Annotated in this window: 19 protein-coding genes; 12 read left to right on the top strand and 7 right to left on the bottom strand. The window is 68.8% G+C overall.

Annotation, left to right across the window (positions count from 1 at the left end; translation table 11 throughout):
* The first annotated feature begins 102 nt into the window (after nucleotides 1-102).
* Nucleotides 103-1,938 (top strand): 2-isopropylmalate synthase, encoded by a 1,836-nt coding sequence (gene leuA / locus QJS31_RS20070; protein ID WP_306357385.1) that lies wholly within the window; start codon nucleotides 103-105, stop codon nucleotides 1,936-1,938.
* Nucleotides 1,939-2,225: 287 nt separating this feature from the next.
* Nucleotides 2,226-4,037, top strand: coding sequence for an AAA family ATPase (locus tag QJS31_RS20065; protein WP_306357384.1), 1,812 nt, complete (start codon nucleotides 2,226-2,228; stop codon nucleotides 4,035-4,037).
* A 63-nt stretch (nucleotides 4,038-4,100) separates the two neighbouring features.
* On the opposite strand, the gene QJS31_RS20060 is transcribed toward QJS31_RS20065, so the two are convergent.
* Nucleotides 4,101-5,009 carry a LysR family transcriptional regulator gene (locus QJS31_RS20060; protein ID WP_282781126.1) on the bottom strand — a complete coding sequence of 303 codons (909 nt, stop codon included), beginning with the start codon at nucleotides 5,007-5,009 and terminating at the stop codon, nucleotides 4,101-4,103.
* A 428-nt stretch (nucleotides 5,010-5,437) separates the two neighbouring features.
* On the opposite strand from QJS31_RS20060, the gene QJS31_RS20055 reads away from it, so the two are divergent.
* The 7 genes from QJS31_RS20055 (at nucleotide 5,438) to QJS31_RS20025 (ending at nucleotide 14,358) form a co-directional block, all read left to right on the top strand.
* Nucleotides 5,438-6,394 carry an EamA family transporter gene (locus tag QJS31_RS20055; RefSeq protein ID WP_306357383.1) on the top strand — a complete coding sequence of 319 codons (957 nt, stop codon included), beginning with the start codon at nucleotides 5,438-5,440 and terminating at the stop codon, nucleotides 6,392-6,394.
* A 129-nt stretch (nucleotides 6,395-6,523) separates the two neighbouring features.
* Complete coding sequence (locus QJS31_RS20050; protein WP_306357382.1) at nucleotides 6,524-8,293, top strand: FAD-dependent oxidoreductase; 1,770 nt, start codon at nucleotides 6,524-6,526, stop codon at nucleotides 8,291-8,293.
* 52 nt (nucleotides 8,294-8,345) lie between these two features.
* Entirely contained in the window at nucleotides 8,346-8,969 is a 624-nt protein-coding gene (locus QJS31_RS20045) for a pyridoxamine 5'-phosphate oxidase family protein (RefSeq protein WP_282777775.1), read from the top strand.
* Nucleotides 8,970-9,104: 135 nt separating this feature from the next.
* Complete coding sequence (locus QJS31_RS20040) at nucleotides 9,105-10,352, top strand: MurT ligase domain-containing protein (RefSeq protein ID WP_306357381.1); 1,248 nt, start codon at nucleotides 9,105-9,107, stop codon at nucleotides 10,350-10,352.
* Between the two features lie 341 nt (nucleotides 10,353-10,693).
* Nucleotides 10,694-11,434 carry a type 1 glutamine amidotransferase gene (locus tag QJS31_RS20035; RefSeq protein WP_282777783.1) on the top strand — a complete coding sequence of 247 codons (741 nt, stop codon included), beginning with the start codon at nucleotides 10,694-10,696 and terminating at the stop codon, nucleotides 11,432-11,434.
* Nucleotides 11,435-11,830: 396 nt separating this feature from the next.
* Complete coding sequence (locus QJS31_RS20030) at nucleotides 11,831-13,456, top strand: GMC oxidoreductase (protein ID WP_306357380.1); 1,626 nt, start codon at nucleotides 11,831-11,833, stop codon at nucleotides 13,454-13,456.
* 92 nt (nucleotides 13,457-13,548) lie between these two features.
* On the top strand, nucleotides 13,549-14,358 hold the full coding sequence (locus QJS31_RS20025; RefSeq protein WP_282777770.1) for an ion transporter: 810 nt from the start codon (nucleotides 13,549-13,551) through the stop codon (nucleotides 14,356-14,358).
* 18 nt (nucleotides 14,359-14,376) lie between these two features.
* Here the strand turns inward: QJS31_RS20025 and QJS31_RS20020 are convergent, their stop codons facing one another.
* The 3 genes from QJS31_RS20020 to QJS31_RS20010 form a co-directional block, all read right to left on the bottom strand.
* Nucleotides 14,377-15,588, bottom strand: a complete 1,212-nt coding sequence (locus tag QJS31_RS20020) for a low temperature requirement protein A (RefSeq protein ID WP_306357379.1) — start codon at nucleotides 15,586-15,588, stop codon at nucleotides 14,377-14,379.
* A gap of 70 nt (nucleotides 15,589-15,658) precedes the next feature.
* On the bottom strand, nucleotides 15,659-16,198 hold the full coding sequence (locus QJS31_RS20015) for an SRPBCC family protein (protein ID WP_306357378.1): 540 nt from the start codon (nucleotides 16,196-16,198) through the stop codon (nucleotides 15,659-15,661).
* 189 nt (nucleotides 16,199-16,387) lie between these two features.
* A complete protein-coding gene (locus QJS31_RS20010; RefSeq protein ID WP_282777764.1) occupies nucleotides 16,388-16,573 on the bottom strand; it encodes a DUF1918 domain-containing protein in 186 nt (61 codons plus the stop codon).
* Nucleotides 16,574-16,709: 136 nt separating this feature from the next.
* Here QJS31_RS20010 and QJS31_RS20005 point away from each other — a divergent pair, with 136 nt between their 5' ends.
* Nucleotides 16,710-17,285 (top strand): dihydrofolate reductase family protein, encoded by a 576-nt coding sequence (locus tag QJS31_RS20005; RefSeq protein WP_282777763.1) that lies wholly within the window; start codon nucleotides 16,710-16,712, stop codon nucleotides 17,283-17,285.
* Between the two features lie 9 nt (nucleotides 17,286-17,294).
* On the opposite strand, the gene QJS31_RS20000 is transcribed toward QJS31_RS20005, so the two are convergent.
* A complete protein-coding gene (locus tag QJS31_RS20000; RefSeq protein ID WP_282777762.1) occupies nucleotides 17,295-17,714 on the bottom strand; it encodes a secondary thiamine-phosphate synthase enzyme YjbQ in 420 nt (139 codons plus the stop codon).
* 272 nt (nucleotides 17,715-17,986) lie between these two features.
* Here QJS31_RS20000 and QJS31_RS19995 point away from each other — a divergent pair, with 272 nt between their 5' ends.
* Together QJS31_RS19995 and QJS31_RS19990 are read left to right on the top strand one after the other, a co-directional pair.
* Nucleotides 17,987-19,252, top strand: a complete 1,266-nt coding sequence (locus QJS31_RS19995) for an aspartate kinase (protein ID WP_029932813.1) — start codon at nucleotides 17,987-17,989, stop codon at nucleotides 19,250-19,252.
* Nucleotides 19,253-19,331: 79 nt separating this feature from the next.
* A complete protein-coding gene (locus QJS31_RS19990) occupies nucleotides 19,332-20,366 on the top strand; it encodes an aspartate-semialdehyde dehydrogenase (protein ID WP_306357377.1) in 1,035 nt (344 codons plus the stop codon).
* Between the two features lie 67 nt (nucleotides 20,367-20,433).
* Here the strand turns inward: QJS31_RS19990 and QJS31_RS19985 are convergent, their stop codons facing one another.
* Together QJS31_RS19985 and QJS31_RS19980 are read right to left on the bottom strand one after the other, a co-directional pair.
* Nucleotides 20,434-21,114, bottom strand: coding sequence for a YoaK family protein (locus QJS31_RS19985; RefSeq protein ID WP_282777780.1), 681 nt, complete (start codon nucleotides 21,112-21,114; stop codon nucleotides 20,434-20,436).
* A gap of 176 nt (nucleotides 21,115-21,290) precedes the next feature.
* Entirely contained in the window at nucleotides 21,291-21,599 is a 309-nt protein-coding gene (locus QJS31_RS19980) for a hypothetical protein (RefSeq protein WP_147287022.1), read from the bottom strand.
* Nucleotides 21,600-21,657: the final 58 nt, after the last annotated feature.

Genomic DNA, 21,657 nt, shown 5'->3' with positions numbered 1-21,657 from the left:
CGCCGCGACGGGGTCTGATTCGGACCGGCTCCTGTCGCGGGGATCTGCCGTGCCGGTCAACCCATAACACTGGGATCCAGTCACACTTCGGAGAGAACACGCATGTCACCCGCTGACGCTTTTACGTCTTTCAATGTCGCAGCCGGCACGCGCACCATCACGCAGCCGTCCAAGCCCGCGCCCGCCGACCAGCCCGCCTGGAACAGGCAGCAGAACTCCTCCATGCCGGTGTTCCGGTACCGGCCCTTCGCCGAGGAGGTCGAGCCGATCACCCTGCCCGACCGCACCTGGCCGGACAAGGTCATCGACCGCGCGCCCTCCTGGTGTGCCGTCGACCTGCGCGATGGCAACCAGGCGCTCATCGACCCGATGAGCCCGGCTCGCAAGCGCCGCATGTTCGACCTGCTGGTGCGCATGGGCTACAAGGAGATCGAGGTGGGCTTCCCGTCCGCCTCGCAGACCGACTTCGACTTCGTCCGCGAGATCATCGAGGACGGGGCGGTGCCCGACGACGTCACCATTCAGGTGCTGACCCAGTGCCGTCCCGAACTGATCGAGCGCACCTTCGAGGCGTGCAACGGTGCGCCCAACGTGATCGTGCACTTCTACAACTCGACCTCCGTCCTGCAGCGGCGGGTGGTGTTCCGCGCCGACCGCGCGGCCGTCAAGAAGATCGCCACCGACGCCGCCACGCTGTGCCTGGAGATCGAGCAGCGCTACCCGGACACCAACTGGCGCTACGAGTACAGCCCGGAGTCCTACACCGGCACCGAGCTGGACTACGCCCGCGAGGTGTGCGACGCGGTCTCCGAGATCATCGCGCCCACCCCCGAGAAGCCGCTGATCATCAACCTGCCCGCCACCGTCGAGATGGCCACCCCGAACGTGTACGCCGACTCGATCGAGTGGATGAGCCGCAATCTGGCCCGCCGCGACTCCATCGTGCTGTCGCTGCATCCGCACAACGACCGCGGCACCGCCGTGGCCGCCGCCGAACTGGGCTACCAGGCCGGCGCGGACCGCATCGAGGGCTGCCTGTTCGGCAACGGCGAGCGCACCGGCAACGTCTGCCTGGTGACGCTGGGCATGAACATGTTCTCCCGCGGCATCGACCCGCAGATCGACTTCTCGAATATCGACGAGATCCGCCGCACGGTCGAATACTGCAACCAGCTGCCCGTGGCCGAACGCCACCCGTACGGTGGCGACCTGGTGTACACCGCCTTCTCCGGCAGCCACCAGGACGCCATCAACAAGGGCCTGGACGCCATGAAGGCCGCCGCCGACGCCGCGAACGCCGATGTCGACGACATCACCTGGGAGGTCCCGTACCTGCCCATCGACCCCAAGGACGTGGGCCGCACCTACGAGGCCGTCATCCGGGTGAACTCGCAGTCCGGCAAGGGCGGCGTCGCCTACATCATGAAGACCGACCACGGGCTGGTGCTGCCGCGCCGCCTGCAGATCGAGTTCTCGCAGGCCATCCAGAAGATCACCGACGGTGAGGGCGGCGAGGTGACGCCCAAGGAGATGTGGGACGTCTTCGCCGAGGAGTACCTGAACCCGATCACGCCGCTGGAGCGCATCCGGCAGCGGGTCACCGCCTCGGAGACCGACAACGGTGTGGACCACATCGAGGCCGTCGTCAAGGTGGACGGCGTCGAACAGGAGATCTCCGGCGAGGGCAACGGCCCGCTCGCGGCCTTCGTCGACGCCCTGTCCGGCATCGGCTACGACGTGCGCATCCTGGACTACTCCGAGCACGCCATGTCCGCCGGTGACGATGCCCAGGCCGCGTCGTATGTGGAGGTTGCCATCGGCGACACCGTGACCTGGGGCGTCGGCATCGCCACCTCGATCACCACCGCCTCGCTGCGCGCCGTGGTCTCGGCGGTGAACCGCGCGCTCGCCCGCACCGCGACGTCGGCGCACGGCTGAGCGCCGTCGACCGCCGGGACGACGCCGCGCGTGCCCGGTGAGTCACCCGATCCGCATGAGATCGGGCGGCCTGCTCCGGACGTGGGGCCGGCCGCCCGCTCGGGTGTGGGGCTGCCTGCTCGGGTATCGGGCTTCCCGGTCATGGGATCGGTCGCGTTGGCGTCGTCCGTGCTGGAGAGGCGGGAGAGCGGTGGCACAGTATCCGGTGCGGGTGAGTGGGTGATGCTAGCGTTGGAACGCATTAGCGCCGAGCTCTCTGTTCGCGCCGTCGAGCAGATGGGGGACACGTGACCACGAAAGACCAGAATTCGACCTCGCCACCCTGGTTGCAGGGGCCGGATGCCGACGAATCCGCCGCGGCCGACGCCGCGGCGAATGCCGATGAACAGGAGTCGGGGGCCGAGACCGCCGACGATGCCGTCGACGCGAAGGAGCCCGCGGGCGAGGCGGAGCCGGAGTCCGGGTCCGGGTTCTTCCCCCCGGTGCCCGATTCCATCGACCAGACCACCGTCTTCCAGCCCGACGGGCCGTTCGCGCACGGACAGTCGGGTGGTTTCCCGCAGCCGGGGCCGTTCGCGCCGCCCGGTGAGGGGCCGTTCCAGGGCTCGTTCGCGCCGCCCGGAGCCCCCGGCGAGGGGCCGAATCCGTACGGGCCGAACGGACAGTTCCAGCCGGGCCCGAATACCGGCGCGTACCCGCCACCGGAGCAGGGGGCGTGGGTTCCGCCCGGCGGACCCGGCTTCCCGCCCACCGGCGCGTACCCGCCGCCGGGCTTCAATCCCGGTGCGGGCGAAGGCGGCCCGCAGTCCGGACCGTACGGCGAGATCCGGCAGGAGACCCCGTACGGGGAGATCCGGCAGGAGATCGGTGCCGACGGCATGGTGCGCCGGGTCTTCGACCAGCCGGGCGATCAGCCCGCCGGCGGTGGGCAGACCGAGCATTTCGGCGCTCCGGGCCAGAGCGGACAGGCCCCGGCGGGTGCGGACCACTCCGGCGGCCCGATCTACAGCTGGTCGCCGCCGCCCGCGCCACCGCAGCAGCCGCCACCGCAGCAGAATTTCCAGCAGCAGCCCGGGCAGAACTATCAGCAGCCGGGGTGGAACCAAGCGCCGCAGGGCTTTCCGCAGCAGGGTGGGCCGCAGCAGCCGCCGCCGGGCCACTCGGTCAACGACCTGAACCTGTTGCGTCGCGCCCGCCGCGCGCCGCGCGGCGGCTGGCGGCGTGCCGTGCACAAGATGTCGGGCGGTGCCATCAATCCGGGCGAGTCGCCCGCGGACATCATCCACAACGAACTCGTCGACCGGGTGAACCAGCCGGTGCGCGGCGACTACCGGATCGCCATCCTGTCTCTCAAGGGAGGCGTCGGAAAGACCACCACCACAGTCGGTCTCGGCTCCACCTTCGCCTCCTTGCGCGGTGACCGGGTGATCGCCATCGACGCCAACCCCGACCTCGGTACGCTCGCGCACCGGGTGCCGCGGCAGACCCGCTCCACCGTGCGGAATCTGCTGGAGGACAACCACATCACGCGTTACTCGGATGTGCGGGCGCACACCTCGCAGGCTCCGAGCCGCCTGGAAGTGCTTGCCTCCGAACAGGATCCGGCGGTTTCCGAGGCGTTCAGCGAGGCCGACTACCGCAAGGCCATCGGCATCCTGCAGCAGTTCTACAACATCATCCTCACCGACTGCGGCACCGGCCTCATGCACTCCGCCATGGCCGGTGTGCTGGATATGGCCAGCTCGCTGGTGCTGGTGACCTCGCCCGCCATCGACGGCGCCCGGTCTGCCTCGGCCACGCTGGACTGGCTGGACCACCACGGCTACCACAAGCTGGTGGAGCGAACCGTGGTGGTGGTCAACGCCTCTCGCAAGGGTTCGTCGACCGTCGACCTGGACCAGCTGCGCAAGCTGTTCCTGGACCGTACCCGCGCCGTCCAGGTGGTGCCGTTCGACGACCACTTGGCCGAGGGCGCGGAGATCGACCTGGAGCTGGTCAGCAAGCCGACCCGCCGCGCACTCCTGGAACTGGCCGCCATGGTCGCCGACGACTTCGGCTACCACGCCATCCAGCAGCGGGGTTACCAGCCGCCGCGTTAGCAGGGCGGCCCCGCGTTCCGCGACAGCGGCACGACCGGTGTATTCGGTTGTGCCCCTGCGGTGTCAGCGGGGCCTGTCGGTTGCGGTGGCCTGCTGCGCGGCGGTGCGGAAGGCGGCCAGGACGGCGGCGACCGCGGGGCGGCGGTCGGCGTGCGGACGGGTGGCCAGGTCGTAGAGGCGGGCGGCGCGGACACCGGCCAGGCGCAGCATGACCAGGTTCGGGTCGCGGACGGCGAAGCGGGGCATGAGGGCGATGCCGCAATCGGCCGCGACCATGGCCTCGATCACCGAGAAGTCGTTGAGTCGCTGGGTGATTCGCGGTTGCACGCCGGTGACGGTGGCGATGGAGCGCAAGACGTCGTCCACGGGGAAGCCGCCGCGCACCGACAGCCACTCCTCATCGGCCAGTTCGGCGGGCACGACCGCGCCGCTGCGGGCCAGGCGGTGTTCGGGCGCGACCAGCACATCGATCGGCTCCCGCATGAGCACCCGGGAGTCGACCCGCGGCCCCGCCACGGCCGGCGCGTGCTCATCGCGGTGGGTGAGCACCACGTCGTAGTCCGCCAGCAGCCGCAGCACCTCCGACGGCGGCAGGTCCTCGTCGGCGGCGACCACGTCCACTCCGCTGCCCGCCAGCTCGCGCAGCACCCGCGGCAGCAGTAGCGCGGCCCCCGACGGGAACAACGCCACCCGCACCTGCCCGCGCGGCGAGCCGCGATACGACTCCATCTCGGCGACGGCCCGATCCATGGCCGCCAGCACCTCGTCGGCGCGCACCACCAGCGCCCGCCCCGCATCGGTCAGCCGCACCCGCCGCCCGTCCGGCTCCAGCAGCGCCACCCCCGCCTCCCGCGCCAGTACCTTCAACTGCTGCGACACCGCCGACGGCGTCATGGACAGCGCCGCCGCCACCGCCGCCACCGTTCCACGATCCGCCAACTCCCGCAGCACCCGCAGCCGCTCGACCGCCATCGCCCCGCCCGCGGGCTGCACCACCCGCCGCGCCCACCCGGTCCGCTCCGGTATCCCGGACGGCACAGACTTCCCCTCCGCCGCGTCGGTACTGGCCGGCGGAGTCCGCCCCGCCGCATCCTGCGCCGCGACGGTCGTGCCGCCGACCCGTCGAGGTGGCCGCACGGTCCTGGGCAGACCGCTCCCGGCCGCCTCGCCCTCCGCACGCGCCGACCGCCGCGCGATATTCGCCCGCGCACCCGCCACGGGTAGCGAGGTCTCCGTGGACGCGGTCGGACCGTCGGCGGCATCGGACCTCGTTGGGCGTTGGGTTGTCGCCGTATCGCCGGTGGTCGGTGGGTTGTGCTGCGGCATACTTCAGTTTTACTACACTATTAGTGCATAACAATTCGATTGTTCTTACCTATAGAACACTTCACGATGCGTGCATGAGTAGTCGTGACCGCCTGATCGGGCTCACCGTTGTCGTGCTGTGGGGGTTGAACTTACTGGCGATTCGGGTGGGCCTGGATCATTTCCCGCCGTTCTTCTTCGTGGGATTGCGGTTCGCGGTGATCGCGGTGCCGGTGCTGCTGTTCGTGCCGCGGCCGCGGGTGCCATGGGGGTATCTGCTGATGTACGGCACGGGGTTCGGGGTGTTGCAGTTCGCCTTCCTGTTCACCGCCATGCGGGCTGGGATGCCGACCGGTTTGTCCTCCTTGGTACTGCAGTCTTCCGCACCGTTCACCGTCCTGCTCGGCGCACTGCTGCTGCGCGAGCGGCTGCGTCCGGTCCAACTGGTCGGCATTGCCGTGGCCATGGCCGGTATGGCGGTCATCGGATGGGATCGCGCGCACTACGCGGCGCTGCTGCCCCTGTTGCTCACCCTGGCCGGTGGATTGAGTTGGGCGTTCGGCAATATCGGATCGCGGCTGGCGATGGCGGATACCGAGGGGGTGAACCCGCTGCACCTGACCCTGTGGATGGCGGTGGTCCCGCCGCTGCCGATGTTCGCGCTCTCGGCGCTGACCGAGGGCCCCACCACGGGCTGGCGGGACCTGGCCGAATCCTTCACCGCGACCGGCTGGCCCGCCCTGGCGGCCCTGGCCTACATCGTCCTGCTCGGCACCATCGCGGGCTCGGGCCTGTGGACCCTGCTCATGAGCCGCTACCCGGCGGGCACCGTCGCCCCGCTGTCCCTGCTGGTGCCGGTGGTCGGCATCGCCGCCGCCTGGGCCTTCCTGCACGAAACCCCGACCGCCCTGTCTCTGCTGGGCGCGGCCGTCGTCATCATCGGAGCCTTCACCGCCACCTCCACCGCCCGCCCCGCACTCGTAGCCGACACGGCCATGGCCGCTTCCTCTCCCGCACCGGTCGTGGCTGCCTCGCGCACCGGCAGGAGCTGAATCAGGCGAACCGGGTATTCGCCCGCGAAGTTCGCAAATTCGCTGGCTCTCGGTTCGAGATCTCGCACCCCAACCGACCACAGGGCGGGATCCGCTGCCTAGGATCGGTCCCGGCTGGGAGGTTTGGGAATGGCAGGACAGCGCATGTCCGTGTCGCGGCGGTCGGTGCTGCGCGGCACGGTCGCGGCGGGCGTGGTGACCGCGGGGGCGGTGACGACCGGGCTGCGGTCCGCCCCCGCGCGGGCGGCGGCGGGCCGTCGGGTGGCGGTGCTGGGCGGCGGCGTGGCGGGAATGACCGCCGCGCACGAACTCGCCGAGCGCGGCTTCGAGGTCACCGTGTACGAGCGGCGGGCGCTGGGCGGCAAGGCGCGCAGCATGCGGGTGCCGGGCAGCGGCCGGGGTGGTCGTCCCGATCTGTGGGGCGAGCACGGCTTCCGCTTCTTCCCCGGCTTCTACCACCACATTCCGGATACCATGCGGCGAATCCCGTTCGCGGGCAACGCCAATGGTGTGTGGGACAACCTGATCGCCGCACCCGAGGCGCGTTTCTCCCGTCGCGACAACGACGACGTGATCATGCCGCTGGGCAAGGCGGGCCGGGTCTGGGCGACGCCGGAAGACTTCCGCGAGACGGTCAGCTCCGCCATCTCCACCACGGCGAAGATGCCGTATCAGGACGCCCTCTACTTCGCCAACCGACTGCTGGTTTTCAACACCAGTTGCGACGCCCGCCGATACGGCCAGTGGGACAAGGTGTCCTGGCGCGACTACGTGGGCGCGCGCAACCGGTCGAGCGAATTCCGCATGCTCATGTCCCGCACCCTCACCACCCTGCTGGTGGCGGCACGGGACGATCTGGCCAGCACCCGCACCATCGGCAATATGGGCGAGCAGTTCCTCGGCAATCCGCTCGAGATCGGCAATGACGGTGCGCTGGACCGGATTCTGGACGGCCCCACCAATGAGGCGTGGATCGACCCGTGGGCGGCGCGGCTGCGAGAACTCGGCGTGCGCTTCGTCGCGGCGGAGGTGCGCGGACTCGACGTGAGCGGCAACCGCATCGGCTCGGCCCGGGTGGTGACCGCCGCCGGCGCGGCCGAAACGGTGGCGGCCGACCACTTCGTGTGCGCCCTGCCCGTGGAGGCGGCACGCAGCCTGCTCACTCCCGAAATCCTGGCGCTGCGACCGGAATTGGCGGGCATGCACCAGCTGATGGTGGACTGGATGACGGGCCTGCAGTTCTTCCTGCGCCGCCCGACCGCCATCGCGCGCGGCCACGTGGCCTACGTGGACTCGCCGTGGTCGCTGACCTCCATCTCCCAGGATCAGTTCTGGCCGCGCGTGCGACTGTCCGAACACGGGGACGGCACCGTCGTCGACTGCCTGTCGGTGGACATCTCCGACTGGAACACCCCCGGCCCGCTCTACGGCAAGACGGCCAAGGAGTGCACTCACGACGAGATCGTCCGCGAGGTCTGGGCGCAGCTGAAGGCCCACCTCAACGACCGCTCCGAGCTGCTGCGCGACGAGGATCTGCACTCCTGGTTCCTCGACACCGGCATCACCTGGAATGCCGCCACCCGCCGCAACGAGAACGCCGACCCGCTGCTGATCAATACGGCCGGATCGTGGGCGCTCCGCCCGGAGTGTCACGGCGCCATCGAAAATCTGTATCTGGCAGGCGATTACGTGCGGACGAATGTGGATCTCGCCACCATGGAGGGAGCGTCGGAGTCGGCGCGCACGGCGGTGAACGCCATCCTGGACGTCACGGGTGCCACCGCCCCGCGCTGTCGCCTGTTCACCCTGTACCGGGCGGCGGAGCTGGAGCCCTTCCGGCAGTTGGATGTCGCGCGCTACGCCAGCGGCCAGCCGAACCTCTTCGACGGTCCGGTCTGATTGTTCACAACCCCCTGGTGCCGCAGCCGGGTCGGGGCGTTCAATCGAATCCATGAGCGAGATCACCGACCCCGAGGAACTGCGAGAACTGTTGGGCGCGGTGAATCCTCGCGCCGCCGCCAAGGAACGCGTCCAATTGCACCCGCGCGACCGCGAGTGGATCGCGGCGTCTCCGTTCGTGGTGCTGGCGACCAGTGATGCCGCGGGCAATTGCGACGCCTCCCCGAAGGGTGACCCCGCCGGATTCGTTCGGGTCCTCGATGATCGGACCATCGCGATCCCGGAGCGTCCCGGTAACCGTCGCGCCGACGGCTACCTCAATATCCTGGACAACCCGCACATCGGCGTGCTGTTCGTGATCCCCGGCCGCACCGAAACCCTGCGCGTCAACGGCCGCGCCCGCCTGGTCCGCGACGCCCCGTACTTCGACGACATGATCGTGCGCGGCCACCGCCCCATCCTCGCCGTGGAGGTCGACATCGACCAGATCTTCTTCCACTGCGGCAAGGCGTTCCTGCGCTCCAACCTCTGGCACCCCGACCGCTGGCCCGCCGACACCCTCCCCACCCAAGCTCACCTGGTCAAAGAACTACAACCGGACACCCCCCAATCCCTCGAGGAACTGACCCACTACTACTCCGAACCCAACTACGCCCGGTCCCTCTACAGGTCCTGATCCGCCGAGGGGGAACTGGTGGCGGGGGTCTCCCGCGCGATACCGCCACGGATTCCCCCTGACCGTTCGGTCTGTGCGAGAGGGATCACGCGGACCGCGTGTGGCGGGGTGCGGTGGCGGCAATAGACTCGCGGCGTGGCAGACATTTCGGTGCGCGGGCGGGTGGCGCTGCGGGCGGCGACCGCGGCGTCGTGGGCCTCGCAGAAGGCCGGGCGCGGTAAGGGGTCGATGATCGGCGGGCTGATCGCGCTGAAGATCGACCCGTCACTCATGACGCAGCTCGGCCGGGGACGGCGCACGGTGCTGGTGACCGGCACCAATGGCAAGTCCACCACCACCCGGATGACGGCGGCCGCGCTCGGCACCCTGGGCCGGGTCGCCACCCAGGCCGACGGCGCGAATATGGACGCCGGCATCGTGGCCGCGCTGACCGCGAATCGCACCGCGCCGCTGGCCGCGATCGAGGTGGACGAGCTGCATCTGCCCCATGTGGCCGATGCGCTGAATCCCTCGGCGGTGGTGCTGCTCAACCTCAGTCGCGACCAGCTGGACCGGGTCGGCGAGATCAATATGATCGAGCGCCGCCTGCGCGCCGGCATGGCCCGGCATCAGCACGCCGTGCTCATCGCCAACTGTGACGACGTGCTGGTCACCTCCATCGCCTACGACCACCCGAATGTGGTGTGGGTGGCGGCCGGCAGCGGCTGGCAGGTCGATGCCACCAGCTGCCCGCGCAGTGGCGAGCCCATTCTGTGGGAGGGCGACCACTGGTACAGCACCGGCACGGATTTCAAACGCCCGCAACCGGATTGGTGGGTGGACGAGCACACGCTGTACGGCCCGGACGGACTGGAGCTGCCGCTGAGCCTGGCGCTGCCCGGACGTGCCAACCGGGGTAATGCCGCGCAGGCGGTGGCGGCGGCCATCGCGCTGGGGGCCGATCCGGCGCGGGCCGTCGCGGCGGCGGCGACCGTGAAGGAGATCGCGGGCCGCTACCGCACCGTTCAGGTCGGCGACCACGCGACCCGACTGCTGCTGGCCAAGAACCCCGCCGGTTGGCAGGAGGCGCTGTCCATGATCGACCCCGCCGCCAAGGGTTTGGTGATCGCGGTCAACGGCCAGGTGCCCGACGGCGAGGACCTGTCCTGGCTGTGGGACGTGCGGTTCGAACACTTCGAGGGCACCCGGGTGGTGGCGGCGGGCGAGCGCGCCACCGACCTCGCGGTCCGCCTCACCTACGCCGGGGTACAGCACACCATCGTCGCGGACCCCCTGCGCGCCATCCGCTCCTGCCCGCCGGGGCAGGTGGAGGTGCTGGCCAACTACACGGCATTCCGCGACCTGAACCGCGACCTGGAGGAGAAGGCGGGGGTGTGCGCATGAGCGAGCGAAGCGACCGACCGGAGGACACGACCGAACAGCCGAAGGACACCGCCGAGCGGCCGAGGGATACCGCCGACCACGGCGCGTCCGCATCCGGTCGGGACGGCGCTGCCTCGCGGCAGGCCGCTGGCTTCGGAGAAGATGCGCCTGCCGGGTCCGCGGACACCGCTGGCTCGAGCGCTGCGGTGGCCCCGTCGGCGGGTACCGGTGAGCTTGCGGCCGTAGATGGTGCTGAGGCGGCGTCGTCACCGGCTGTCGGTGAGCATGCGGTGGCCGGGGGCGATGCTTCGTCGCCGGCGGCGGCGGATATCACCGCGGCGCGGATCCAGGCCGCCGTACGGGTGGAACAGGCTGCGGCGCAAGGGAAGCGGTCGAGTGAGTCCACGGTGCGCATCGGTCTGGTGCTGCCCGATGTCATGGGCACCTACGGCGACGGCGGCAATGCGGTGGTGCTGCGGCAGCGGTTGCGGATGCGCGGCTACGACGCCGAGATCGTCGAGATCTCGTTGAGCGAGCCGGTTCCCGACTCGCTCGACATCTACACCCTGGGCGGTGCGGAGGATTCCGCGCAGCGCCTGGCCACCCGCCACCTGCAGCGCTACCCCGGCCTGCAGGCCGCCGCCGGGCGCGGGGTGCCGGTGCTGGCCATCTGCGCGGCCATCCAGGTGCTCGGCCACTGGTACGAGACCTCCTCGGGCGAACGCGTGGACGGTGTCGGCCTCATCGACGTCACCACCTCCCCGCAGGCCGAGCGCGCCATCGGTGAGGTGGTCACCAACCCGATCCTCGCGGGTTTGAGCCAGCCCCTCACCGGCTTCGAGAACCACCGTGGCGGCACGAAACTCGGCGGCGCGGCCACCGGTCTGGCCCGCGTCACCCGCGGTGTCGGCAATGGCGTCGGCGACGGTCTGGAGGGTGTGGTGCAGGGCTCGGTCATCGGCACCTACATGCACGGTCCCGCCCTGGCCCGCAACCCGGAACTCGCCGACTACCTGCTCACCAAGGCCCTCGGCGTCGATTCCCTCCCGCCCCTCGATCTCCCCGAGGTGGAGCAGCTCCGCCGCGAACGCCTGCGCGCCTGAGTCGACGCGTTTCCTACACGGTCGGCCCGTTCGTGTGGCCGATCCATTCGTGTTCGGCTTGTTCGCGTGGTCGATTCGTTCGTGCGGTCGACCCGTTCACGTAATCGATCCGATCGCGTGGTCGGCCCGTTCGAGTGACCGGCCCGTTCGAGTGACCGGCCCGACCGCGGTGAACCGATCGCGCGCATGGTCCGACCGCGCCGGACGCGATCGGACGTCGGGACCCGCCGCACCCACCGGGACGCGGGGTCGGCGGGATACGGTGGCGCACATCGGAAAACCGAGAAATCATAGCCGCCGAACATGGCGCTCGCAGGGATATTGCGAACGTGTTGAGGTGCGGGCGGCAGCCCGGTAGTGTCGCGCGCGGCCATTGGTTGATGAGGAGGTGGCCGGTTGCGGAGACGCGCCGTCTTGAAGGCTGCCGGGGTGGCGGCTTTGCTGGCGGGCGTCGGGACGGGGGCCGCTACGCGCGGCGCCGGACCGGCGTCGGCGAATTTCCTGTGGCATGCGCTGTTCGAGGCATGGGTGCCGGAAATCTTTGCGCCGCTACCGGATCCGCCGGAGCACACCGAGGCCATTGTCATCGGCTCGGGGTTCGGCGCGGCGGTCACCGCCCTGCGGTTGGCCGAGGCCGGGGTGCGGAATACGGTGCTGGAGCGCGGCTCCCGGTGGCCCAACGACCCGTGGCGGGAGATCTTCACCGGTGACGACCTGCCGGACGGGCGCGGGTTCTGGCACCGCAACACCTTCACCGGCGTGACCAAGGTGCCCATGTCGTTCGCCAGCTTCGGCGGTGTCCTCGATGTGACCGAGTACCCGGGTATCGACGTGTGGCGGGCCGCGGCGGTCGGCGGCGGCTCGGTGGTCTTCACCGGGGCCATGGTCGCGCCCGAGCGGCATCTGTTCGATGCCGTCTTCCGCGGCGTCGTGAATTACGACGAACTGGACCGCGTCTACTACCCGCGGGTGCGGCAGATGCTGCGGCTGAGCCCCATGCCCGCGGACGTGTACGGCTCCGCGCCGTTCACGCATTCACGCATCTGGGATCAGCAGGTGCGGGCGGCGGGCTATCAGCCCACGGCCAACGATTCCGCCTTCGACTGGAACATCATTCGCGGTGAGCTGGCGGGCACCACCCGCGCCTCCGCCATCGCCGCGCGCAGCAATCTCGGCAATTCCAACGGCGCGAAGTTCGATCTCAACCAGAACTACCTGCGCTACGCCGAGGCCACCGGCAATACCGGCATCTATCCCGGCCACCGGGTGGACGCCATCGCGCAGGACGGCGACCGGTACGCGGTCACGGTGACCAAGCTGGCCCCCACCGGGCAGGTGCTGTCCACCCGCATCCTCACCTGTGACCGCCTGTTCCTGGGCGCGGGTTCGGTGGGCACCTCCGAACTGCTGGTGCGCGCCCAGGCGACCGGTGCGCTGCCACACCTCAACGAGCACGTCGGCGACGGCTGGGGCACCAATGGCGACGCGGTGCTGGCGCGCGGCGCGAACGCCCTCACCGGGGTCGGCAACGGCGTCCCGAGCGCCAGCCGCATCCTGGACGAATCGGGTGTTCCGCTGACCCTGGAGAACTGGTATGTGCCGGGCATTCCGGTGGACACCGGGGCCATCGCGTCACTGGGGATGGTGCTGGACCCGACCCGCGCCCGCTTCGGCTACGACCGCGCCACCGACCGGGTCGGCCTGACCTGGCCCGCGCACGCCCAGAACCAGGTGCTGGCCGCCTGCCGTGCCGTCGACGACCGGATCGCCGAGCGCGGCCGCGCGATCGTGGACTACACGCCCATCGGCTACGACGCCCAGGCCTTCTTCACCGCCCACCCGCTCGGCGGCGCGGTGCTGGGCCGCGCCACCGACGCCTACGGCCGCGTGCACGGCCACCCGGGCCTGTACGTGATGGACGGCGCGGCCCTGCCCGGCAGCACCGCCACGGCGAACCCGTCCCTGACCATCACCGCCGTCGCCGAACGCAATATCGAGGCCATCCTCCGCGCCGGGCGGTAGCCGCCGGATCGCCCGGCCCGGTTCGGTTCCGCCCGCGGCACCGGCGCGGCAACTACTCTCGGCTTGGCTGTTTCGAGGTGGAAGGGGCCGTCGTGAGCCAGTTCAGCGGCGCGGAGGGTGAGTACCCGCGCAAACCGCCGGTGCTGTGGACAGATTTCGCCATGCTGGCACTGGCCGTCGTCTCGGTGGTGCTGGTCGGCTGGGTGACGTTCTTTCCGGTGGCGGACAGCACCTATCGGACGATCGTGGTGGTGGACTGGATCATCTGCGGCGTCTTCGCGATCGAGTTCGTCTGGCGCTGGCGGCGCGAGGGCTGGCCGTGGTCGTTCCCGTTCGTCTACTGGTACGAGGTGCTGGGCATGATCCCGGTGACCAGCCCGTTCTTCCGCGGCTTCCGGCTGTTGCGGATCGTGGTGGTCGTGGTGCGCCTGGCGCGGGTGGCGGACCGGGCGTTCGGCGACCGGGTCACCGCCGCGGTGGTGAACCGCTCGGTCGGAACCATTGTCGAGACCATCAAGCGCCCGGTGACGGTGGCCGTCATGGACGAGGTCGCCCAGGTGTTGCGGACCGCCCATTTCACCCGCAATATCTCGGCGGCGCTGGAGGAGAATCGCGCCGAGCTGGATCAGATGATCCTGGAGACCATCCGCCAGGATCCGCAGTTGGGTCGCGTGCGCTATCTGCCCTTCCACGAGGAGATCATTCGCGGCATCGCCGACGCGAGCTTCCGCGTGGTGCTCGACGTGCTGGCCGACCCGCGCACCGACGAGCTGGTCGCCGATGTGTTGCGGGAGAATGTGGATCAGATGCGCGAAGCAGTGCGAGCGGGCGTGCGGGTGCCGGATTCGTTCGACCATCGGCCGCCGCCCGTCCCGGACCGGTCGGCCGTGCTCGAGCGCTGACCGGTCCGGGACGGCTGCCTACACCGCGTGGCCGTGTCGGATCTCGTCGCGGAACCGCGCGTGCCGCACCGTCTCCCAGACGATGAGCACGGCCAGCACGGCGCACAGGATGCCGAGCGCCGCCAGGGCGGGCAGCGCGGCGGCGACGGGGATCAGCGCCAGCAGCGCCACCGCGGTCACCAGCCGCTGCGTGCTCACCTGACCCGTCGCGTATTGCTTGAAGCCCACGAGGGCGACCAGGTACAGCACCACGCCGCCGAACAGCCCGTACAGCGGAATGCCGTACAGCTTGTCCGCCAATGTGTGTCCGTCGGCCCCGCCCACGTAGTTCAGCACCTTCTTGAGGCCCACGGAGAGTCCGATGATGCCGACGATCATGGGGAAGTGCCAGTAGGTATAGCAGGCTCGCGCGATCTTGATCCGCCGTGCCCCGTCGGCCCGGTGCATGGCCTGCTCGACCGTGAGCGCCGCGATATCGAAGTACGCCCACCACAGCAGCCCGGAGATGGCCAGTCCCAGCATGGATCCCAGTGCGATGGGCCAGGAGATGGGCAGCCCGGACACGCCGATGCCGATGGACACGATGGATTCGCCGAGCGCCACGATGATGATGAGCCCGTGCCGTTCGGCGAAGTGCTTGACGGAGTTGAGTCGCCAGTCGGTGCCCGCGATCATCGTCCAGAGCATGTCTCCGGCCACGGCGAGCATCCACAGCGCGATCTGCCAGGCGCCGTGCGTGAATGCCGCGAGTACGAGCAGTCCGCCGCCGATGGTCAGCGACCCCAGGCCCCAGCGCACCACCTGTCCGCGTAGTTGGGCGTCCTCGGAGCTGGCGACCATGAACACGACGATGTGCACCAGCCGCACCACCAGGTAGCCGATGGCGAATACCAGGGGTGCGTACCAGCCGCCCGGAAGGTCGTGGAATGCCTCGGGAATCGCGAGCGCCATGAGGAAGGTCGCCCCCATGGCCACGAATATGCCGAGGCGGGTCACGCCCTCGTCGGCTCGGACCACGTTCCCCAGCCAGGAGTACGCGACCCACAGCCACCACATGAGGGCCAGCACCACGAGTGCCCGCAATATGTTCACCGCGGTGGTCTCGTGGGCCGCGAGATCGGCGACCATGGTGAAGGCGAAGACCAGCACCAGGTCGAAGAACAGTTCCAGTTGAGTGACGGCGGAGCCCTCGGACACCGCTGTCGTCCGCGATCGGCGCGATTCGCTCATGAAGGACATCGTGGCAGGAATCGCCCGAAAGGAGCGGACCTCCGGCGGATTTCCGCCGCCGGCGTAATGGTCAGGCCAGTCCGGGTTCGAACGATCCGCCGTACAGCGGCCCGGCGTACCCGCGCGGCTCGTACGCGCCCTCGGGGTACGGCTCCGGTTCGGCCTCCGGCTCGATGCCCGCGTAATCCTCGACGTAGGCGATGAAGTTCTCCACCAGCGTCTCGCTCTCGCGATTGGCGGTGCGCTTGAGCAACATGCCGGGCACCGGAATCGGGAGGCGGATCTCGGAGTGGTACCAGACCTCGGTGCCGTCCTCGGTATCGGCGATCTCGAACCAGCCCTTGCCGCCCGCACCGGCGCTGGATTCGGTGACCTTCCACTCGATTCGGTCCTGGGTGCAGGTGTATTCGACCACCTGCCGGTCGGGTCGGCCCATGAGATTGGCCGACACGTAGACCCGCTTGGGCCGCCCATAGTTGTCGCGAGTCGCGACACGCACATCCTGGTGGGAAGGCGACCAGTCGGGCAGTCGCTCGACCGTCAGCAGCGCCTCCATCACCTGTTCGGGATCGACGTCGACAACGAATCGGTGATCAGTCTTAGTACGCATTACAACCCTCCAGCTTCAGGGGCCGATTGTGACGAGCGTCGCTCTCGGAGTCAACCTACCGGTCCGGTAGCTGGTACTCGCGGAAACTGATACATGCACGAATTCCGCTGTCCGGCAACGGGATCGGACGACCCTGGAGGGTCTTCGAGAATCTTCGGGAGGCCGCGGTGAAGTACGCGGAATACGGCTTCAGCCGCGAGCTTTCACTTCCCAGTCCGGGCCCGGGAAGACCAGGCTCTCGTGGCCGTCGTCGAAGCGCACCACATAGGGCGGTGCGCCCTCGTCTCCGCGCACCTCGACGATCTCGCCGGTGCGTTCCCGCAGCCCGACGGCGTGGGTGTGAACGACAAGCTGGTCACCGACATTCGCTCGCATGATGTGCATTATCGGTTGTTCGTGATGCGCGTCACAAGTGCTGAAGCGCGTCGAAAGCATTCTTGACACCACTCCGAATGTAGTACTACAGTTCTAATCACTACGGACGAAGTACAACGAGCGAGGCGGTAATAGTATGCGAAACCTGGTCTACTACGTGGGCGTCTCCCTCGACGGCTACATCGCCGGACCGGGCGGGGAGTTCGACTTCTATCCGCTCTCCGACGAGATGGCCGCGTGGATCACGCAGCGGTACCCGGAGTCGGTGCCCACCCACCTCCGCGAACAGGTCGGACTCGCCCCCGACGCGCCCAACCGGGAATGGGACACCGTGGTGATGGGCCGCGGCACCTACGACCCGGCCTATCTGCACGGCATCACGAGCCCGTACGCCCACCTGAAGCAGTACGTCGTCTCGACGACGCTCGGCTCCGTGGACGACCCGAACGTGACCGTGGTCGACGGCGATCCGGTCGCGCTGGTGCGTCGGTTGAAGAAGGAAGAGGGGAAGAACATATGGCTGTGCGGCGGCGGCAAGCTGGCGGGCCAGCTCCTCGACGAGATCGACGAGCTGGTCATCAAGAGCTATCCGGTGATCGCGGGGGCCGGAATCTCGGCGTTCACCGGCAACTTCACGCCGACCCGGTTCCGGCCCACGCGGCGGCAGGACTTCGACAACGGGGCACAGGTCACCTGGTTCAACCGGGCGTGACCCGTGGGGTCACGCCGAGTCGGCGAGGAAGGACAGCCGTATCGTCCGGCTCGGGTTGTCGACGTTGAGGTCCACGAACGCGATGGACTGCCAGGTGCCCAGCGCCATCGCGCCGCCGAGCACCGGCACCGTGGCATAGGGCGGGATCAACGCGGGCATGACGTGCGAGCGGCCGTGCCCGCGCGAGCCGTGGGCGTGCCGCCAGCGGTCGTCGGCGGGCAGCAGATCGCGCAGCGCGGCCAGCAGGTCGTCATCGCTGCCCGCGCCCAGTTCGATGATCGCGATGCCGGCCGTGGCATGCGGTACGAAGACGTGCAGCAGCCCGTCGCCGCCGCCCGCCGCCTCGCGCAGGAACTCCTCGCACAGCCCGGTGATGTCGTGCACCACCTCGCTGTGCCCGGTCTTCACCTCGAGCACCGTGCTCTTCATCGTTCACCTCCCGAATTCGCTCCCCGCCATGGTCCCGCCGGGCCGCGCTCTCGCCAATAGAGGTTATGCATGAAACCGCGCCGCCCGGTCGCGGCCGCGCCGGTGGCGGGTGGACACCGCCGCACCCGCGTCACCACCGAAGTCAATCTGTTCGTCATATTCGCGCGGCATTGCATGGGTCACAGCCGGGAGGTGGGCGCAAAACCCCTGGACGCTCATCGGTAGGCTGGGTGCTCGATAGCAGCAGTTTGTCGATCTTGGAGGATTCCACCGTGGCTCTCGTCGTTCAGAAGTACGGAGGATCTTCGCTCGAATCGGCCGAGCGCATCCGTCGCGTCGCTGAGCGGATCGTCGAGACCAAGAAGCAGGGCCACGACGTGGTGGTCGTCTGCTCCGCCATGGGCGACACCACCGACGAGCTCCTCGACCTCGCCCAGCAGGTGGCTCCCGCGCCGCCCGCCCGCGAGATGGACATGCTTCTCACCGCCGGTGAGCGCATCTCCAACGCGCTGGTGGCCATGGCCATCCATTCGCTCGGCGCCGAGGCCCGCTCCTTCACCGGCTCCCAGGCCGGTGTGGTCACCACCGGTGCGCACGGCAACGCGCGCATCATCGACGTGACGCCGGGTCGCCTGCGCGAAGCCCTCGACGAGGGCGTCATCGTGCTGGTGGCCGGATTCCAGGGTGTCTCCCAGGACAGCCGGGACGTGACCACGCTGGGTCGCGGCGGTTCCGACACCACCGCGGTCGCGCTGGCCGCCGCGCTCGAAGCCGATGTCTGCGAGATCTACACCGATGTGGACGGCGTGTTCACCTCGGACCCACGCATCGTCCCCGATGCGCAGAAGCTCGAACAGGTCTCCTACGAGGAGATGCTGGAACTGGCCGCGACCGGGGCCAAGGTGCTCATGCTGCGGTGTGTGGAGTACGCGCGCCGCTACAACGTGCCCGTGCATGTGCGCTCGTCGTACACCGACAAGGTGGGCACCTACATTTACGGATCGATGGAGGACATCCCCTTGGAGAAAGCAATCCTCACTGGCGTCGCGCACGACCGCAGCGAGGCCAAGGTGACCGTCGTCGGCATTCCGGACGAGCCGGGTTACGCCGCCAAGGTGTTCCGCGCGGTCGCCGATGCCGAGATCAATATCGACATGGTGTTGCAGAACATCTCGAAGGTGGAGACCGGCAAGACCGACATCACCTTCACCCTGCCCAAGAGCGAGGGCCCGCGCGCAGTGGAGCTGCTGACCAAGCGGCAGGGCGAGATCAACTTCTCCCAGGTGGTGTACGACGACCACATCGGCAAGGTGTCCCTGGTTGGTGCGGGCATGAAGTCGCACCCGGGCGTCACCGCCACCTTCTGTGAGGCGCTCGCGGACGCGGGCATCAATATCGACCTCATCTCGACCTCCGAGATCCGCATCTCGGTGCTGGTCAAGGACACCGATCTGGACGAGGCCGTGCAGGTGCTGCACCGCGCCTTCGATCTGGGCGGCGACGAGGTGGCGGTCGTGCACGCCGGAACGGGGCGCTGACATGATCGGGTCAAGCGCGGAGGCGGCAGCGCAGCGTAACCACGTAGCGCTCCCGATCATGTCGAAAGGACACTGAGCCATGGGTGTACGCGTAGGTGTCGTCGGCGCGACCGGTCAGGTCGGCGCCGTCATGCGGAAGCTGTTGGAAGAGCGTGATTTCCCGGCCGATCAGGTGCGGTTCTTCGCGTCGTCGCGGTCGGCGGGCAAGACCCTGCCGTGGCGCGGCACGGAGATCGTGATCGAGGACGCCGAGACGGCGGACCCGACCGGACTGGATATCGCGCTGTTCTCGGCCGGCGCCACCATGTCCCGAGTGCAGGCCCCGCGCTTCGCGGCGGCCGGTGTCACGGTCATCGACAACTCCTCGGCCTGGCGCAAGGATCCCGAGGTGCCGCTGGTCGTCTCCGAGGTGAACCCGGAGCAGACCCGGAACCTGCCCAAGGGCATCATCGCCAACCCGAACTGCACCACCATGGCCGCCATGCCGGTGCTGAAGGTGCTGCACGACGAGGCCGGACTGCAGCGCCTCATCGTGTCCAGCTACCAGGCGGTGTCGGGCTCCGGCCTGGCCGGTGTGGAGGAGCTGGCCTCGCAGGTGCGCGCGGTCATCGACGACGCCGAGAAGCTGACCCACGACGGCTCCGCCGTGGAGTTCCCCGCGCCGAACAAGTACGTCGCGCCCATCGCCTTCGACGTGATCCCGCTGGCGGGTGCGCTGGTCGACGACGATTCCGGCGAGACCGACGAGGACCAGAAGCTGCGCAACGAGTCCCGCAAGATCCTGGGCCTGCCGGAGCTCGCGGTGAGCGGCACCTGTGTGCGCGTCCCGGTCTTCACCGGCCACTCGCTGTCCATCAATGCCGAGTTCGCGCGACCGCTCTCGGTCGAGCGCGCCACCAAGCTGCTGGAGAGCGCCCCGGGCGTCAAGCTGGTGGACGTCCCCACTCCGCTGCAGGCGGCCGGTATCGACGAATCCCTGGTCGGCCGCATCCGCCAGGATCCGGGCGTCCCCGACGGCCGCGGTCTGGCCCTGTTCATCTCGGGTGACAACCTGCGCAAGGGCGCGGCGCTCAACACCATTCAGATCGCCGAGGTGCTGCTCGAGAACCGCTGACGCGGCGGCTGTTCCGCACGAGGCCGATCGCCCCCGATCCCGCTGGGTTCGGGGGCGATCTCTTCTCTCACTCCGTCGCCAGCGGGCCGTGCCGGTCCAGGTGCAGGTAGGTGTAGACGGTGGTGATCAGGCAGACGATGGTCGCCAGCAGCAGCAGCCCGAGGCCGTCGGTGATCATGTTCATGAGTCCGCCGACGAGTCCGCCGAGCAGGAACGACGACCAGATCAGGAAGTGGCCCAGCCAGGCGGCGGCGGTGGCCGCGCCCGCGAGGTGGCGTTCGAGCCCCTGGCCCATCTTCACCAGGGCTCCGGTGAAGTAGGTGATCGGCACCGACACCTCCCCGTTCTTCACGAACGAGGTGTTCAGCGCCCCGGTGCCGAAGGCCACGAACAGGATCGGCACCAACTCGATGTCCGGAGCTCCGGCGGGTGTCTCCGTGAAGAAGTCGATGACCGTGGCGACGGCGAGGCTCATCGTGGTGAGCAGCGTCGGCCCGTGCGGATGCTGGGTCCAGAAGTGTCGCCGACACCAGGACGCCACGAATACTCCGGCCACGAAACTGACGATGAGCAGGATGGCGGCCAGGGCCATGGAGCTGCGCCCGTCGAACCAGTTCACGATGGCACGCTCGGAGTTGCCGGTCATGAAGGTGACGAAGTAGCCCTCGGTATGCAGGAGTGCCGCAGCGCCGATGACACCGGCCATGGCGGCGAGCACCCAGGACAGCCGTGCTTCGGCGTCGAACATGCCCGCGTAGGGGCTGTCTTCCGTTTCCGGCACAGGTAGAGCTCCTTCCGGGAGGATGTGAGCGCTACCAGTCTTACCGATGCATCCTGAGAATCAGCTGTCGCCAGTCTGTATTGCTAGCCAGTTGCTATCAATCGACCCATGAGTCGCTGCGCAGGGGGAATCGGAGAATTCAGTCATCTGGACGATGCTCGATGCGCCGGAGAGTTTCCTTTCGTGGTGCGCGCGGAGAGGATTCCCTCGCGCTCCAGGCGGGCGGTGATGTTCTGTACCGTCGGTCCCTCGCCGAAGCTGGAATATCTGGTTGCCGTCACCGCGCAGGCCGCGAACCACATTGCGGCACCACCGATTCCGACTCCGAGTAGGAAGAACCACAGTTCGCCGGGCATGGTCACCTCTTGACGTCCGTATCGTTCGTGTCGATCGACAGCTCCCACCCATGACGGTAAACACAGAAAAATTGCGGTGCAATAAGAAAAATCCATGTTCCATACTGTGCGCCGTAAGCTCGCCCGGTCTGCAATCCTTGTCGGCAGATCCGAT

It is taken from the genome of Nocardia sp. CC213A, from assembly GCF_030766805.1.
Lineage (GTDB): Bacteria > Actinomycetota > Actinomycetes > Mycobacteriales > Mycobacteriaceae > Nocardia > Nocardia otitidiscaviarum.
This window is presented reverse-complemented; position numbering and strand designations above follow the sequence as displayed.

Bases quoted from the DNA above. Each gene is read 5' to 3' on its own strand.
- leuA (WP_306357385.1), top strand. From the start codon at position 103: ATGTCACCCGCTGACGCTTTTACGTCTTTCAATGTCGCAGCCGGCACG.
- QJS31_RS20060 (WP_282781126.1), bottom strand. From the start codon at position 5,009: ATGGCGGTCGAGCGGCTGCGGGTGCTGCGGGAGTTGGCGGATCGTGGA.
- QJS31_RS20055 (WP_306357383.1), top strand. From the start codon at position 5,438: ATGAGTAGTCGTGACCGCCTGATCGGGCTCACCGTTGTCGTGCTGTGG.
- QJS31_RS20050 (WP_306357382.1), top strand. From the start codon at position 6,524: ATGGCAGGACAGCGCATGTCCGTGTCGCGGCGGTCGGTGCTGCGCGGC.
- QJS31_RS20045 (WP_282777775.1), top strand. From the start codon at position 8,346: ATGAGCGAGATCACCGACCCCGAGGAACTGCGAGAACTGTTGGGCGCG.
- QJS31_RS20020 (WP_306357379.1), bottom strand. From the start codon at position 15,588: ATGAGCGAATCGCGCCGATCGCGGACGACAGCGGTGTCCGAGGGCTCC.
- QJS31_RS20015 (WP_306357378.1), bottom strand. From the start codon at position 16,198: ATGCGTACTAAGACTGATCACCGATTCGTTGTCGACGTCGATCCCGAA.
- QJS31_RS20010 (WP_282777764.1), bottom strand. From the start codon at position 16,573: ATGCGAGCGAATGTCGGTGACCAGCTTGTCGTTCACACCCACGCCGTC.
- QJS31_RS20005 (WP_282777763.1), top strand. From the start codon at position 16,710: ATGCGAAACCTGGTCTACTACGTGGGCGTCTCCCTCGACGGCTACATC.
- QJS31_RS20000 (WP_282777762.1), bottom strand. From the start codon at position 17,714: ATGAAGAGCACGGTGCTCGAGGTGAAGACCGGGCACAGCGAGGTGGTG.
- QJS31_RS19990 (WP_306357377.1), top strand. From the start codon at position 19,332: ATGGGTGTACGCGTAGGTGTCGTCGGCGCGACCGGTCAGGTCGGCGCC.
- QJS31_RS19985 (WP_282777780.1), bottom strand. From the start codon at position 21,114: ATGTTCGACGCCGAAGCACGGCTGTCCTGGGTGCTCGCCGCCATGGCC.
- QJS31_RS19980 (WP_147287022.1), bottom strand. From the start codon at position 21,599: ATGGATTTTTCTTATTGCACCGCAATTTTTCTGTGTTTACCGTCATGG.